This window comes from Mangrovicoccus ximenensis, assembly GCF_003056725.1.
Lineage (GTDB): Bacteria > Pseudomonadota > Alphaproteobacteria > Rhodobacterales > Rhodobacteraceae > Mangrovicoccus > Mangrovicoccus ximenensis.
Map to the genome: position 1 here is coordinate 350,813 of NZ_QBKZ01000004.1, position 14,755 is coordinate 365,567.

Annotated in this window: 12 protein-coding genes and 1 pseudogene; 4 read left to right on the top strand and 9 right to left on the bottom strand. The window is 68.4% G+C overall.

Annotated features, from left to right (window positions below):
• Positions 1-189: 189 nt before the first annotated feature.
• From nusB to uraH, 7 genes are all read right to left on the bottom strand, one after another.
• On the bottom strand, positions 190-660 hold the full coding sequence (gene nusB, locus C7T91_RS10825; protein WP_108259232.1) for a transcription antitermination factor NusB: 471 nt from the start codon (positions 658-660) through the stop codon (positions 190-192).
• Positions 657-1,169, bottom strand: a complete 513-nt coding sequence (locus C7T91_RS10830) for a 6,7-dimethyl-8-ribityllumazine synthase (protein ID WP_108259233.1) — start codon at positions 1,167-1,169, stop codon at positions 657-659. Before C7T91_RS10830 ends, nusB begins: the two co-directional genes overlap by 4 nt.
• 104 nt (positions 1,170-1,273) lie before the next feature.
• The gene (locus tag C7T91_RS10835; protein ID WP_108259234.1) at positions 1,274-1,864 is read right to left on the bottom strand and encodes a papain-like cysteine protease family protein; all 591 of its coding nucleotides are present in this window, start codon (positions 1,862-1,864) and stop codon (positions 1,274-1,276) included.
• A gap of 104 nt (positions 1,865-1,968) precedes the next feature.
• Complete coding sequence (ribB, locus tag C7T91_RS10840; RefSeq protein WP_108259235.1) at positions 1,969-3,069, bottom strand: 3,4-dihydroxy-2-butanone-4-phosphate synthase; 1,101 nt, start codon at positions 3,067-3,069, stop codon at positions 1,969-1,971.
• A 146-nt stretch (positions 3,070-3,215) separates the two neighbouring features.
• Positions 3,216-4,433, bottom strand: a complete 1,218-nt coding sequence (locus C7T91_RS10845) for a urate hydroxylase PuuD (protein ID WP_108259397.1) — start codon at positions 4,431-4,433, stop codon at positions 3,216-3,218.
• A 43-nt stretch (positions 4,434-4,476) separates the two neighbouring features.
• Entirely contained in the window at positions 4,477-5,634 is a 1,158-nt protein-coding gene (hpxO, locus tag C7T91_RS10850; protein ID WP_108259236.1) for an FAD-dependent urate hydroxylase HpxO, read from the bottom strand.
• 24 nt (positions 5,635-5,658) lie between these two features.
• Positions 5,659-6,015, bottom strand: a complete 357-nt coding sequence (gene uraH, locus C7T91_RS10855) for a hydroxyisourate hydrolase (protein ID WP_108259237.1) — start codon at positions 6,013-6,015, stop codon at positions 5,659-5,661.
• Positions 6,016-6,186: 171 nt separating this feature from the next.
• On the opposite strand from uraH, the gene C7T91_RS10860 reads away from it, so the two are divergent.
• A complete protein-coding gene (locus C7T91_RS10860) occupies positions 6,187-7,596 on the top strand; it encodes a uracil-xanthine permease family protein (RefSeq protein WP_108259238.1) in 1,410 nt (469 codons plus the stop codon).
• 79 nt (positions 7,597-7,675) lie between these two features.
• On the opposite strand, the gene C7T91_RS10865 is transcribed toward C7T91_RS10860, so the two are convergent.
• Both C7T91_RS10865 and C7T91_RS10870 read right to left on the bottom strand, forming a co-directional pair.
• The gene (locus tag C7T91_RS10865) at positions 7,676-8,230 is read right to left on the bottom strand and encodes an ActR/PrrA/RegA family redox response regulator transcription factor (protein ID WP_108259239.1); all 555 of its coding nucleotides are present in this window, start codon (positions 8,228-8,230) and stop codon (positions 7,676-7,678) included.
• 63 nt (positions 8,231-8,293) lie between these two features.
• On the bottom strand, positions 8,294-8,947 hold the full coding sequence (locus tag C7T91_RS10870; RefSeq protein WP_108259240.1) for an SCO family protein: 654 nt from the start codon (positions 8,945-8,947) through the stop codon (positions 8,294-8,296).
• An 87-nt stretch (positions 8,948-9,034) separates the two neighbouring features.
• Here C7T91_RS10870 and regB point away from each other — a divergent pair, with 87 nt between their 5' ends.
• The 3 genes and pseudogenes from regB to C7T91_RS39360 all read left to right on the top strand — a co-directional run.
• Positions 9,035-10,423 (top strand): sensor histidine kinase RegB, encoded by a 1,389-nt coding sequence (regB, locus tag C7T91_RS10875; protein ID WP_108259241.1) that lies wholly within the window; start codon positions 9,035-9,037, stop codon positions 10,421-10,423.
• Positions 10,424-10,559: 136 nt separating this feature from the next.
• Entirely contained in the window at positions 10,560-12,173 is a 1,614-nt protein-coding gene (locus tag C7T91_RS10880; RefSeq protein ID WP_108259242.1) for a PAS-domain containing protein, read from the top strand.
• A 1,263-nt stretch (positions 12,174-13,436) separates the two neighbouring features.
• A pseudogene (locus C7T91_RS39360) lies at positions 13,437-14,699 on the top strand (molybdopterin cofactor-binding domain-containing protein); the annotation flags it as partial.
• Positions 14,700-14,755 lie beyond the last annotated feature (56 nt).

Here is a 14,755-nt window from a genome sequence, read left to right on the forward strand (position 1 = left end):
AAGGGCGGCATCGGCACCGATCTCCCCCGGCTCTTCAGGCGGCGGGCAAGGGCGGCGGTGTCGTCGGGCGTGGGAAGACGGAGGTCGAGGCTCGGCATGGCGCGACTATGGGCGGCGGCAGCGCCGGGCTCAAGGGGCAGAAGCAGGGGCAGATCGGCGCGCTGGCAGGCGCGCCGGCCGGGACCGGGCTCAGAAGGCTTCCGGTTTCGCCTCGCGCGCCATGTGGTCGAGCACGGCATTGACGAAGCGCGATTCCTTGCCGTCCGGGAAGAAGGCCTGGGAGATCTGGACGTATTCGACGATCACCACGCGCGGCGGCGTGTCGGCGACGGTCAGCTCGGCGCCCGCGGCGCGGAACAGCGCCCGCAGCGTCGGGTCGATCCGGTCGATCGGCCATTTCGCCACCAGCGCCCGGTCGGTCATCTTGTCGATCGAACCCTGGTTGTCGACGGCGCCGTTGACCAGCGTGCGGAAGACCTTCACGTCGGCCTCCTGCATGGCATAGTCCTCGAACTCCTCGCCGAAGCGGTGATCCGCGAATTCCTTGACGATCTGGCCGATCGGCGCGTCGGACTGCTCCATCTGGAACAGCGCCTGGACGGCGAAGAACCGCGCGGCCGAGCGCATCGCGCGTTTCTGGTTGCCGGAAAGCGTGGTCATGCCTGCTTGCTCCCGGTCTTGAAGCCGATGCCCTTGGCCGCAGGCGCGAATTTGCGGGTCAGCGCGATCAGGTGCAGCGCGGCCGCCGCGGCGCCGCCGCCCTTGTTCTGTTCGCCCGGCTCGGCGCGGACGATGGCCTGGTCGAGGTTTTCGACGGTCAGGATGCCGTTGCCGATGCAGGCGCCTTCGAGGCCCAGCAGCTGCAGCGCGCGCGAGCTGTCGTTGCAGACGGTGTCGTAATGGGTGGTCTCGCCGCGGATCACGCAGCCGAGCGCCACGAAGCCGTCGAAATCGGCCTGGCGGTAGGCGATGCGGATCGCGGTCGGGATTTCCAGCGCGCCGGGGACCTCGATGGTCTCGTGGGCGGCGCCTGCCGCATCCAGTTCGGCCCGCGCCCCCGCCAGCTGCGCGTCAGCGATCTCCTTGTAGTAGGGAGAGACCACGATGAGCACCTTCGGAGCGTCTTCGAATTCCGGGCGCGGCAGGGTGTAATGGGTAATGCTGGCCATGAAACTGGCTCCTCAGAGAGTTCGGAAAGGCCACCTACCTCCATGCGCCGCAAAGCACAAGAGTTTCGTCCCGGCCGGCCGCGCGCGGCGGGGCGCCGTGGCGTTCAGGTAAAGGCCATGTCGGCATAGTCCTGGCTCTGTCCCAGCGCGGCGAGCGTCTGGCCGATCGTCTGCTGTCCATGGCAGAGCCAGCGGATCTTCGGCCCCAGGTCGCCATGGGGCTCGTCGAACAGCTGGTCGCCGCGCAGCGGGTCCTTGTAGTAGAGAGTCCCGGTCGCGGCATCGGCCCCGACCAGCAGGATGTAATGTCCGACGGAGGCGCCGGCCTTGCCGACGCCGCTGCCATTGGCGATCAGCGGGCCGAAATTCCCGAGCATGTCCACATAGTCGCCGATCGTGCCGGGCAGGTTGTCCGGCGCCGCGAGCAGCGTGCCGAAATGCCGGAAGTCGTTTTCCGGATCGTAGGCCGCCAGCGATTTGAACGGATTGGAGGGCCTCGGCAGCGTCACGCCCTCGGCCGTGACGCCGGTCTGCTTCCTGTAATGCCATTTCAGCAGCGCCTTGAGCGCATAGCGCCCGCAGGTCGGGTCGATGGCGATATTTGGAAGGAAGCTTGCGCCGGTCCGCTTGGACAGCCGCTGGTCATGCATCACGGGCTCGGGATCGAGCACCGGGGTCAGTGCGTATCGGGGCATTGCGGGCCTCCCGCCGGTTGGTCTGCGGCAAGACTGCAATCCGGCAGGAGGCTTGGCAAGTGCTGCTTTCCGCTGCGTCCGTGCGGAGCGCGGAAAGCGGCGGATCAGTCGTCGATCCGACGGGTGTCGGTGATCGACAGGCCGTAGGCGTCGAGGCCGACGATCTTGGGCTTCGGCGAGTTGGTCAGCAGCACCAGCTCGTGCAGGCCGAGCGAGCTGAGGATCTGCGCGCCGAGGCCGTAGCGGCGCAGCGTGGCCGGGCTGGCGGCATCCTCGGTGGCGAGCTTCAGCGTGGTGTCGCGGATCAGCACGACGACGCCGCGGCCTTCCTCGGCGATCTGGGACATGGCGCGCTGGAACTCGGTGGCGCGGCCCGCATCGCCGATGCCGACGATGTCGAGCATCGGGTCGAGCGTGTGCATCCGGGTCAGCACCGGGCCGGGCGTGGTCACGTCGCCCTTGACCAGCGCGATGTGCTCGTCGCCATGCGACTGGTCGGTATAGACCTTCATCGCCCAGTTGCCGCCGAATTGCGACGTGATCTGGCGCTCTTCGGTGCATTTCACCAGGTTGTCGTGGCGGCGGCGATAGGCGATCAGGTCGGCGATGGTGCCGATCTTGAGGTTGTGCAGCTGCGCGAAGGACACCAGATCGGGCAGGCGGGCCATCGACCCGTCTTCCTTCATGATCTCGCAGATCACGCCGGAGGCGTTGAGGCCTGCCAGGCGCGACACGTCCACGGCCGCTTCGGTATGGCCGGCGCGGACCAGCACGCCGCCGTCGCGGGCGCGCAGCGGGAAGATGTGGCCGGGGGTGGCGATGTCGGCACCGGTTTTCGACGGGTCGATCGCGACGGCGACGGTGCGCGCGCGGTCATAGGCCGAGATGCCGGTGGTGACGCCTTCGCGGGCCTCGATCGAGACGGTGAAGGCGGTCTCGTGGCGCGACGAGTTCTGCGAGGCCATCAGCGGCAGGCCGAGCGCGTCGATGCGCTCGCCGGGCAGCGACAGGCAGATCAGGCCGCGGCCATGGGTGGCCATGAAGTTGATCGCCTCGGGCGTTGCCATCTGCGCGGGGATGACGAGGTCGCCCTCGTTTTCGCGGTCCTCGTGATCGACGAGAATGAACATCCGCCCGTTGCGGGCATCGTCGATGATTTCCTCGATCGGAGAGATCGCGTCCGTGTATTCGCCCGATTCCGACATCACCCGGCTCCTGTGGCTTGCATTTGGAGGGCCGGGTTAGCGCAATGCGGGGCTTTTGACCAGTGCCGAGGGCGCAGGAGCCTTGTGCAATAGCGCAGGATGGCTGGCAGAATTGCGGCAGGGCCGGGGGCGGGCGCCCCCGGGGGTCATTCGGCGGCGCGGTACCAGGCGACGATCAGCGCCCGGTCCTCGTCGGTCATGTAGTTGTAGGCGCCCGGCGGCATGGCGTTGGTGACGCCTGCCTGCAGGTAGATGTCGCGGGCATGCGTGGCGATCCAGCCGGGGTTGTCGAGCCGCACGCCCTTGGGAGCCGCCGGGCCGATGCCGGGCACGCCCGGCTCGGGCGCGTGGCACATCGAGCAGCTGTTGACCACCACCTCGGCCACCTCGTCGAAGCCCGGCGCGGCAGCGAAGCGCTCGGCCGCGGGCGTCAGCTTGGCCTCGTCCTCCCAGTCCATGTTCTGGATCGGCCCGAGGCTCAGCCCCATGATGGCGAGGAACAGCAGCAGCGTCAGCCCCCAGGTCCACCACAGCAGCGTCTTCGTCGCGTGCATCGTGTTGAAGAAATGCCGGATCGTCACGCCCATCAGGAAGACCAGCGCCGCGATCAGCCAGTTCCACTGGCTGGCGAAGGCCAGCGGGTAATGCGTCGACAGCATCATGAAGAGCACCGGCAGCGTCAGGTAGTTGTTGTGGGTCGAGCGCTGCTTGGCGATGATGCCGTATTTCGGGTCGGGCGTGCGTCCGGCCTTCAGGTCGGCGACCACGATCCGCTGGTTCGGCATGATGATGAAGAACACATTCGCCGACATGATCGTCGCGGTGAAGGCGCCCAGGTGAAGCAGCGCGGCGCGGCCCGAGAAGACATGCGTGTAGAAGAAGGCGATGACGACGAGGATCACGTAGAGCCCGATCATCAGCTTGGTGTGGTCGTCGCCGAATTTCGACTTGCAGATCCGGTCATAGGCGATCCATCCGAAGGCCAGAGAGCCCAGCGAGATCAGGATGCCCGCCCAGACCGGGATGTCGAGCACGTTGGGGTCGATCAGGAAGATCTCGGCGCCCATGTAATAGACCAGCACCATCAGCGCGAAGCCCGACAGCCAGGTCGCGTAGCTTTCCCATTTGAACCAGATCAGGTCCTCGGGCATCCGCGCGGGCGCCACCAGGTATTTCTGGATATGGTAGAAGCCGCCGCCATGGACCTGCCATTCCTCGCCCTTGACGCCCTCCTTCGGCTCCAGCGGCGTGCGCAGGCCGAGATCGAGCGCGATGAAATAGAACGAGGAGCCGATCCAGGCGATGCCTGTGATCACATGCAGCCAGCGGACGGCGAATTCCGCCCAGGCCTCGATCAGGGTCATGTCCAACGCGTCTTCCTCCTAATGTGCCGCCCAAGCGCTGCCGTCAGCCGAGCGGATTGCCTGCGATGTTCGAAATGATGCCGCGCATGATGTTGCTGCCGTCCTCGCGGCGCAGCCCGTCATACCAGGCCTGCGTCGCCGCTGGGTCCTTGGCATGGGTGACGTCGCAGCGCTTGCGGGCGCGCAGCACCAGCTCGGCGGCGCGGTCCGTGCGGCGGGCCTGGTAGCGGCGCAGCGCGTCCTCGATGCCCAGGCTGTTGGTCTGCAGCGCGATCGCCAGAACGACCGCGTCTTCCAGCGCCATGCAGCCGCCCTGGCCGATATCCGGCGCCGTGTTGTGCGCCGAGTCGCCCAGGAGCGCGATCCGCCCCTTCACCCAGGTGTGGAACGGGTCGATGTCATGGATCTCGATGCGGTTGGCCGCCATCGGGTCGATCCGCTCGATCAGCCGCTGCACGGGGTCCGCCCAGCCGGCGAATTCGGCCTTCAGCTCGGCACGGAAGGCGTCGCGCGCGACGGTCCGGCCGGAAGGGCCGGGCGTGTCGAAGAAGAAGTAGAACCGGTCCCCGGCGATCGGCATCAGCGAGACGCGCTTGCCCTCGGCGACGAAGACCGTCCATTCGTCGGGGGGCGCCAGCCCGGCATCGGCCGCCACCAGCCCGTTCCAGTTCACGTAGCCCGCATAGCGCCGCTCGGCTGGCCTCCCCAGCACATGGGTGCGCACCACGGAATGCGCGCCATCCGCGCCGATCAGCATGTCGGCCGTGTCGGTGCGGCCATCCTCGAAGGTCGCGGTGACGGTGCCGCCCTGCTGCGAGACCGCCGTGACCCTGCGGCCCAGATGCAGGCTCTCGGGGCCGAAGACACGCATCAGCATGCTCTGCAGCTCTGCGCGCGACACCGGGTAGGGGCGCTGCCCGACCTCCTCGACCAGCGGCGCGAAGCTGAACCGGGTCATCACCTCGCCGCTGAGACCGTCGAGATAGCCCATGCCATCCATGCGCCCGCCGATCGCAGCGACCTCGTCGCGCAGGCCCAGGTAATTCAGGCACTTGACCCCGTTCGACCAGACCGAAATCGCCGCGCCCACCGGCTTCACCTCGGTGACGCGGTCATAGATCGCGACGTCCCAGCCGATGCGCCGCAGCGCGATCCCGGCGCTCAGGCCGCCGATGCCGGCGCCGACGATGATGACTTTCATGCCGTTTGCTCCACCTGCGAATGCTCAGCTGCCGCGATAGGTCGAATAGCCGTAGGGCGACAGCAGCAGCGGCACGTGGTAATGCGCGGAGGCGTCGGAAATGCCGAAGCGGATCGGGATCAGGTCGAGGAACAGCGGGCTCTCGGTCGCCTGTCCGGTGGCGCGCAGGTAGTCGCCCGCCATGAATTCGAGCTCGTATTCGCCGGTGCCGAAATTCTGCTTGGGCAGGATCGGCGTGTCGGTGCGGCCGTCCTCGTTGGTGTGCATCGCCGCCAGCAATTCGCGGCTTGCCGGCTCCATCCGGTAGAGCACGATCTTCAGCCCGGCGGCCGGGCAGCCGCGCGCGGTGTCCAGCACATGGGTCGTCAGGTATCCGTTCATTCTTGCCCCGTTTTTCGGCAGCTCTGCCCAAAAGCCGGGCTTTGCCGAAGTCTTCGTCGTTTCCGCTCGGCGCGGCAGCTGCATCGTCTGGCCGCCCCGGCACAGTTCCCGACGGAATGGATGCAGGCAAGGGGATGCAGTGCGGCATCCTGGCGAAAGAGGGGCAATTCCATGAGTGATGAATCCATAGGCACTGCCGCGCAATTGCGCGACCCGAATTACATGCCGCCCTTGGTCAAGGCGATTCCGCTGGGAATCCAGCACGTTCTGTCGATGTTCGTGTCAAACGTGACCCCGGCGATCATCGTGGCGGGGGCGGCGGGCTTCGGCTTCGGCTCGGGCTCGCCGGACTTCCCGGAGCTGCTCTACCTCATCCAGATGGCGATGCTCTTCGCGGGCGTGGCGACGCTGATCCAGACGGTTTCGATCGGTCCGGTGGGCGCCAGGCTGCCGATCGTGCAGGGCACCTCCTTCGCCTTCCTGCCGATCATGATCCCGCTGGTGGCGGGCAAGGGCGTCGACGGGCTGGCCGCGCTCTTCACCGGCGCCTTCATCGGCGGGCTCTTCCATTTCTGCCTCGGGCTGGTGATCGGCAAGATCCGCTTCGCGCTGCCGCCGCTGGTGACCGGGCTCGTGGTGCTGATGATCGGGCTGGCGCTGGTCCAGGTCGGCATCCAGTACGCGGCCGGCGGCGTGCCGCTGAAGGGGACGCCGGACTACGGCAGCCTCGCGCATTGGTCGGCGGCGCTGATCGTCGTGCTGGTGACGCTCGGGGTCAAGTTCTTCACCAAGGGGATCCTGTCGATTTCGGCGGTACTGATCGGCCTCGCGGTCGGCTATGTCTATGCCATCCTGATTGGCTCGCTGCCGGTCTCGTCGATCGCCGGCAGCTGGAACAGCGCCGCCGCCTTCGCGCTGCCCGATCCGTTCCGCTACGGCTTCGAGCTGAGCATTGCCGCCGTGGTCGGCTTCTGCCTGATGGCGGTGGTCTCGGCGATCGAGACGGTGGGCGATGTCTCGGGCATCACCAAGGGCGGCGCCGACCGCGAGGCGACCGAGGAAGAGATCACCGGCGCGACCTTCGCCGACGGCGCGGGCACCGCGCTGGCCGCGGTCTTCGGCTCGCTGCCCAACACGTCGTTTTCCCAGAATGTCGGGCTGATCGCGATGACCGGGGTGATGAGCCGCCATATCGTGACGATCGGCGCGATCTTCCTGATCATCTGCGGGCTGGTGCCGAAGGTCGGCGGGCTGATCCGCACCATCCCGATCGAGGTGCTGGGCGGCGGGGTGATCGTGATGTTCGGCATGGTGGTGGCTTCGGGCATCTCGATGCTCTCGGCCGTGACCTGGGACAAGCGCAACATGGTGATCTTCGCGATCTCGCTGTCGCTGGGGCTCGGGCTGCAGCTCGAACCGCAGGCGCTGCAGCACCTGCCCGACACGCTGCGCATCCTCCTGACCTCGGGGCTGCTGCCCGCGGCGGGGCTCGCCGTGGTGCTGAACCTGGTGCTGCCCGATCCGCTGAGCGAGGAAGGCACCGAGGAGATCTCGGGGGGCATGTCTGCGCCGAAGCCGTGAGGCCGGGGCGCTCTCCCTCTCCCCGCCGGGGAGAGGGCCGGGGTGAGGGGGGCGTGCCGCAGGGCGCGCCCCTTTTCCGTCAGCGCGGGCTGCGCTTCGCCAGGATGCGCTGCAGCGTGCGGCGGTGCATGTTCAGCCGCCGCGCGGTTTCCGACACGTTGCGGTCGCAGAGCTCGTAGACGCGCTGGATATGCTCCCAGCGGACGCGGTCGGCCGACATCGGGTTCTCCGGCGGCGGCGGCAGCTCGTCCTGGGTCGCCAGCAGCGCCGAGGTGATGTCATTGGCATCGGCGGGCTTCGACAGGTAGTCGGTCGCGCCGATCTTCACCGCCGCCACGGCGGTGGCGATGGCGCCGTAGCCGGTCAGCACGACCACCCGGCAATCCGGGCGCTTCTCGCGCAGCACTTCGACCACGTCGAGCCCGTTGCCGTCTTCGAGCCGCAGGTCGACCACTGCGAAGGCCGGGGGACGCGCCGTGGCGATCGCCTTCCCGGCCGCGACCGAGCCCGCGCATTCCGGCTCGAAGCCGCGCTTCTCCATGGCGCGCGACAGCCGCTTCAGGAACGGCTCGTCATCGTCAACCAGGAGCAGGCTCTTGTCCTCCCCGATGTCCTGCATCTCTGCTTCGGCCATGGCTTTCTCCGTATTTCTCTTTTTTCAACCTCTAGGACACCCGGCCCCGGGCGTCAATTTGGGTCACATATTGTCAACAAAACAGGCGGTCCGCTCGGCAACATCTCCGGCAAGCGATGTTCCCTTGGCGAAATCGGGATGGCGGAAGAACTCCACCACGCCCTCGCCGGGCAGGACCAGGTAGGTGAATGTGGAATGGTCCACGAGGTAATAGGGATTGTCCTCCCGGTCCTCGTGCAGCCGGTAATAGGTCTTGTAGGCCTGGCTGGCCGCCTTGACCTGCTCGGGGCTGCCGGTCAGCCCGATCATCCGCTCGTGGAAATTCGCCGCGAATGTGCCGACCACCTCGGGCGTGTCGCGCGCCGGATCGACCGAGATGAAGACCGGCGTCACCTCGATGCCCATCTCCTCTTCCAGGATATAGGCGGCTTCGGCATTGCGCTGGTTGTCGAGCGGGCAGACATCGGGACAGAAGGTGTAGCCGAAATAGACCAGCGACGGCTGCGTGAAGACATCCCTGTCGGTGACGGTCTCGCCCGCGGCATTGACCAGCTCGAAGGGCCCGCCGACCGCGCCGAGGCCGCCCGCCACCTGGGTTTCGCGGCATTGCGCGAAGCGGTCGTCGCCGCCGCTTCCGAGCAGCACATAGCCCGCCGTGGCGCCCAGCACGGCGACCAGCGCGGTTCCGGCGAGAAGAACGGCAAGACGGGGGGACATGGCACAACTCCTTTGCACTCCGCCTGTTTCCCATATAGAGAGACGCACCAGCGACCAAGAGGGAACCGGGGCAGGTCACGGAAAGAAATGGAAGATCCCGCGCTCGATCCGTTCAACCCCGCCGCCCGAACGCACTGGATCCGGCTGCGCACCCTCGTCGTGCTGCGCTGGATCGCCGTCGTCGGCCAGCTCGCCGCCATCACCGTCGTCGACCGCTACTTCCAGGTCGATCTGGAACTGGGGCTCTGCTATCTCGCGGTCGGCGCGTCGATCATCGCCAACCTGCTGGCGATCCTGGTCTTCCCCGAGAACAAGCGGCTGAGCGAAAGCGAAGTCGTGTCGATGCTGCTCTTCGACATCTCGCAGCTCTGCTTCCTGCTCTACCTGACCGGCGGTCTGCACAATCCCTTCGCGCTCCTGATCCTCGTCCCGGTGACGATCTCGGCCTCGGCGCTGACGCTGGGCTCGACGCTGCTCCTCGGCGCGGTGTCCTGCACGCTGCTGACGCTGGTGGCGGTGTTCCACCTGCCGCTGCGCACCGAGACGGGCCGGCTGATCGACATGCCCGGCGATTTCATCGTCGGCTTCTGGCTGGCGCTGAACATCGGCATCGTCTTCCTGGCCTCCTATGCGCGCCGCATCAGCCTGGAAATCCATTCGATGTCCGAGGCGCTGCTGGCCACGCAGATGGCGCTGGTGCGCGAACAGAAGCTGACCGATCTCGGCGGCGTGGTGGCCGCGGCCGCGCATGAGCTGGGCACGCCCCTGGCGACGATCAAGCTGGTCAGTTCCGAACTGGTGGGCGAGCTCGACGATCCCGACCTGAAAAGCGATGCCGAGCTGATCCGCGACCAGGCCGACCGCTGCCGCGACATCCTGCGCTCGATGGGCCGGGCCGGCAAGGATGACAAGCACCTTCTGACCGCGCCCCTGGACACCGTGATCCGCGAGGCGGCCGAGCCGCACATGGCGCGCGGCAAGCGGGTGCATTTCCACGTCGCCCCCGCCTCGGGCGGCGACAGCGAGCAGCCGGTGATCTACCGCAAGCCCGAGATCATCCACGGGCTGAGGAACCTCGCGCAGAACGCCGTGGATTTCGCCGAGGGCCATATCTGGGTCGATGCGCAATGGACCGAGGACTCGATCATCATCCGCATCGCCGATGACGGCTCGGGCTTCCAGCCGCAGGTGATCGGCCGCCTCGGAGACCCGTTCCTGCGGCGCCGCAAATCCGCCGAGGAAAAGGCGCGGCGCCCGGAATACGAGGGCATGGGACTCGGCCTCTTCATCGCCAAGACCCTGCTGGAGCGCTCGGGCGCGAGCCTGCGGTTCTCCAATGGCCGCGATGCCCATGTCGGCGTCGAACCGGGGCAGGGCCAGCGCAGCGGCGCGATCATCGAGGTCACCTGGCCGATGGACCGGCTGACACGCGCCGAACGCGGCGCGCTGGGCGAGAACGAGCCGATCCGCGCCTGAGTGCTCCGCGTCCCGTGCAAAGGCACGCCGCCGCCTGCGCGGCTGCGCCGGATCGCTGCCGACAGGCGAGGATTAACGCAGCATTAACCAATCGGAGTCACCGCTAGAGCTGGAGATTCTTGCGGAATGGCGTTTCATGGATTTTGTTGCGACCGGGCTGGCGATGGTGGGCGTCGGCATCGCTTCGGCGCTAGCGGGGGTGATGCTTCTGCGACTTGCCGTGCCGCCGCTGCCCGGCGGCGCGTCCCTGGCGCGGCCGCCCGACGAGGAAGGCATCGTCTATCTTTTCCGCGGCCGGAGCCTCGTCGACGCGACAGGGCGCGCGCTGGGCCTGCTCTCGGCGGGCCAGCCGGGCTGCGACGACTGGAGCAGGTTCCTCGCCACCTATGCCGGGCGATTTTCCCGCCTCGAGCAGCGCCTGTCGGAGCTGCGCGACGGCGATATCCTCGAAATCGCCGAGAAAGCCGCGGGCGCGGCCGCGCTTGTGCTTCATGCCGAGCGGCATGGCGGGGTTCTGCGCGCCGCGCTCTGCGAGCCGGTCGGCGAGGAGACGCCCGACGCGTTCGAGCCCTATGCGGTCCAGGCCATGGAGGCAGAGCTCGAAATGCTGCGCTCCGTCGCGGAGGACAGCCCGGTCCTGACCTGGCGCCAGCAGCCCGACGGCACCGTGATCTGGGCGAACCGCGCCTACATGGACGAGATGCAGCGCGAATACGGCGAGGAGGCGCTGGCCTCATGGCCGCCGCGGCCGGTCTTTCCCGGCCTCGCCTTCGAGGCTTGGGAGGGCGCATCGCCGCCGCGCCGGATCTCGCGGCAGAGCTGGCGCGGCGGCAGTCCGAACTGGTACGAGCTGCATGACTGCCCCGGCGATGCGGCCAAGCTGTGCTTCGCCCTGCCGATCGACCAGCTGGTCCAGGCCGAAGCCTCGCTGAAGGAATTCATCGGCACGCTCGGCAAGACCTTCGCGCAGCTGCCGATCGGGCTGGCGATCTTCGATGCCAAGCGGCGCCTCGTGCTGTTCAATCCGGCTCTGATCGACCTGACCGCGCTGGGGCCCGAAATGCTGACCCAGCGGCCGACGCTGCATGCCTTCCTCGATGCGCTGCGCGAGAACCAGCGCATCCCCGAGCCGCGCGACTACAAGAGCTGGCGGCTGCGCATCGCGCGGCTCGAGGCCGCCGCCGAGGACGGCCGCTACAAGGAGACCTGGACCCTGCCCACCGGCCAGACCTACCGGGTGACCGGCCAGCCGCATCCCGACGGGGCGGTGGCCTTCCTGTTCGAGGACATCTCCTCGGAAGTTTCTCTCAAGCGGCGCTTCCGCTCGGAGATCGACCTCGGCCATTCGGTTCTCAATGCCTTCGAGCAGGCGGTTGCGGTGTTCGACACGGAGGGCGCGATGTTGATGTCGAACGCGGCCTATGGCGGGCTCTGGGACGTTTCGCCCGAGACCGCGCTGGCGCGCATCACGCTCGGGGATGCGTTCCGGCACTGGGGGCTGGAGGACCAGCGGGATCCCCTGCGCCGGGAAATCAGCAGTTTCGTTCTGGGCGAGGGCGCACGCAGCAGTTTCTGCTTCCGGCTCAAGGGCCCCGACGGTGCTCCGGTCTTCGCGACGGTGCGCTCGCTGCCGCAGCGCGCCACGATGATCGAATTCCTGACCCTTTGCCCGGCCCTTGCCGCCCGCAGCTCCGAAGCTGCGGCGGGTGCGCCGCGCGCGGCCCCGGTCCTGCGCGAAGCGCGGGGTTGATCCCGCCGCAAGGGCTTGCCGGGCAGGCAGCGGTGTCCTCTGGAGTGTGCCGGGCGCCGTCTGGCGGCCGCAGCTCGGACACCGGCGGGACCGGTCCGCAATGCGCCGCTCTCCGGGACGGTCCGGTCCTCCGTCGCCGCGAGCCGCGATGGATGTCCAGCCAGCCGGACCAGAAGGCCGGGAAGCTGCCCGGATCGCCGGTCATCCGCGCGATCGCGTAGCCTCCGGCGGCGTTGAGGACCAGCGCGCCGAACAGCGCCGGCACCAGCAGCCGCGACAGCCGTGCCGCCATGAAGCGCGGCCCCGCGCCCCTTCCGGTCAGGAACCAGGTGCCGATCCCGGCGATCAGGAACAGCGAGGGCAGCCGCCAGCCATGGCTCCAGTAGATGAAGAGCGTCATCCCGTCCCCCGCCAGCCGGTCATTGACGAATTGGTAGATGTCCGCGCCCCAGTCCACGAAGCCGATGGCGACATGGTGCGGGACGAGCAGAGCGAACAGCAGGACGCGCAGCCAGTCGAGCTCGGGGCGGCGGGTCATGGCCGACCTTCGCGCATGGACAGGCGGACGGCGCCGATCGGGCCGGCCCCTGACAGGCAAGCGCCAGGGCGCAGGCAGCTGCAGGCTCCGGGACAATCGCGCGCTGCGGAACAGGACATCGTCACTCCCTCCGGATGAGCCGTCCGGCGGCGGCTCCACACGGGCCGGTGCTGCGGCCGCCCTGCGGCAAGGATAGCACGGCCTCCTGTCGTGGCGAACACCCTGCCCGGGAAAAGGCACGCCCCTGGGGCCCCGGATCCTGGCGCGCGCCGGGCCAAAGCCGCTCAGCGGCGGCATGCGAAGAGGTTGGCAACCGCCGGAACGCGGGCCTCGCCACCCTGCTCGAACGCCCGGAACTCGGCGCCACCGGCCGCGCCATGCTGATCGAGGCCGCCGCGGCCGAGCTGGGCGTGCCCGCCGCCGAACTCTCCACCCGTCCGGGGATGGTCGTGCACGCGGCCTCGGGCCGCGAGATCGGCTATGGGGATCTGGCCGAGGCAGCGATGGACCTGGCCGTTCCCGCCGAGGTCAGCTTGCGCGCGCCCGAGGAGTTCCGCTGGATCCGCGCCGGGCTGAAGCGGCTCGACATCCGCGAGAAATCCACCGGCCAGGCGAAATACGCCATCGATGTCGAAGTCGAGGGCATGCTCTGCGCCGCCGTCCAGCACGCGCCGCGCCTCGGGCTCGGTCCGGCCTCGGTTGCCAACCAGGCCGAGATCGAGGCAATGCGCGGCGTCCATTCCGTGCATCTGCTCGACGGTGCCGTGGCGGTCGTCGCCGACAAGTTCTGGCAGGCCCGCCGCGCCGTCGAGGCGGCCGAGGTCGAGTGGCAGCAGGCCGAGGCCGAATGGCCGCTGCCCGAGGGCTTCTCCAGCCAGGGCTACCGCGACCAGCTGCTGGCGCTCGAAGGCCCCGGCCTGGAAGTCGAGGCCGAAGGCGATGCCGCAGCCGCGCTCGACGGTGCCGAGACGGTGATCGAGGCGGTCTATGGCGCGCCCTTCCTGGCGCATGGCCAGCTCGAGCCGCCGACCACCACGGCGCGCTTCAACGAGGACGGCACGCTCGACCTCTGGCTGCCGAACCAGGCGCCCGAGATGTTCCTCGGTGCCGCAGCCGAAGCCGCCGGGATCGCGCCCGGCCAGATCCGCATCCATTCGCAGATGCTGGGCGGCTTCTTCGGGAGGCATTTCCTCTACCGCACCGCCAACCCGTTCCCGCAGGCGATCGCGCTGGCCAAGGCCACCGGCCGCCCGGTCAAGCTGACCTGGACCCGCGAGGAGGAATTCCTGCGCGACGCGGTCCGTCCGATCGGCGTCGCCCGCTTCCGCGGCGCGGTGCTGGCAGACGGCTCGCTGGCGATCTCCGCCGAGGTTCTCGGCGAAGGTCCGACCGGACGCTGGTACAACGCCCCGGCAGGCGAGGACGGCTCGGCGCATGAGGGCATCTCGGGCAAGCCCTACGCGATCCCGAACCGCCGGATCGGCCATGTCTATGCCGACAACCCCGCGGTGATCGGCTACTGGCGCGCGGTCGGCCATTCGATGAACGACTATTTCTACGAGGGCTTCCTCGACGAGCTGGCCGAGGCTGCGGGCCGTGACCCGTTCGAGATGCGCAAGGCACTGGTCGAGGCCTCGCCGCGCCATGTCACGCTGCTCTCGGAGGTCGAGAAGCTCTCGGGCGGCTGGCAGCGCGGGCCCTACCAGGCCGAAGACGGCACCACCCGCGCCCGCGGCGTCGCGCTGGCCTCGCCCTTCGGCTCGGAGGCCGCGACCATGGCGGAGGTATCGCTCGACGGCGGCGAGATCCGCGTCCACCGGGTCTGGGTGGCGATCGACCCGGGCAGCATCGTGAACCCGGCGATCATCGAGGCGCAGGTGCAGTCCGCCGTGGCGCTCGGCCTGTCGCAGACGCTGGTCGAGGAATATGTCTACGAGGACGGCGCGCCGCGCGCGCGCAACTTCGACAGCTACGACATCCTGCGCCCGGACCAGATGCCCGAGGTACATGTCGCGATCGTCGAAAGCGGCGCGAAGATGGGCGG

Bases quoted from the DNA above. Each gene is read 5' to 3' on its own strand.
- nusB (WP_108259232.1), bottom strand. From the start codon at position 660: ATGACCACGCTTTCCGGCAACCAGAAACGCGCGATGCGCTCGGCCGCG.
- C7T91_RS10830 (WP_108259233.1), bottom strand. From the start codon at position 1,169: ATGGCCAGCATTACCCATTACACCCTGCCGCGCCCGGAATTCGAAGAC.
- C7T91_RS10835 (WP_108259234.1), bottom strand. From the start codon at position 1,864: ATGCCCCGATACGCACTGACCCCGGTGCTCGATCCCGAGCCCGTGATG.
- ribB (WP_108259235.1), bottom strand. From the start codon at position 3,069: ATGTCGGAATCGGGCGAATACACGGACGCGATCTCTCCGATCGAGGAA.
- C7T91_RS10845 (WP_108259397.1), bottom strand. From the start codon at position 4,433: ATGACCCTGATCGAGGCCTGGGCGGAATTCGCCGTCCGCTGGCTGCAT.
- hpxO (WP_108259236.1), bottom strand. From the start codon at position 5,634: ATGAAAGTCATCATCGTCGGCGCCGGCATCGGCGGCCTGAGCGCCGGG.
- uraH (WP_108259237.1), bottom strand. From the start codon at position 6,015: ATGAACGGATACCTGACGACCCATGTGCTGGACACCGCGCGCGGCTGC.
- C7T91_RS10860 (WP_108259238.1), top strand. From the start codon at position 6,187: ATGAGTGATGAATCCATAGGCACTGCCGCGCAATTGCGCGACCCGAAT.
- C7T91_RS10865 (WP_108259239.1), bottom strand. From the start codon at position 8,230: ATGGCCGAAGCAGAGATGCAGGACATCGGGGAGGACAAGAGCCTGCTC.
- C7T91_RS10870 (WP_108259240.1), bottom strand. From the start codon at position 8,947: ATGTCCCCCCGTCTTGCCGTTCTTCTCGCCGGAACCGCGCTGGTCGCC.
- regB (WP_108259241.1), top strand. From the start codon at position 9,035: ATGGAAGATCCCGCGCTCGATCCGTTCAACCCCGCCGCCCGAACGCAC.
- C7T91_RS10880 (WP_108259242.1), top strand. From the start codon at position 10,560: ATGGATTTTGTTGCGACCGGGCTGGCGATGGTGGGCGTCGGCATCGCT.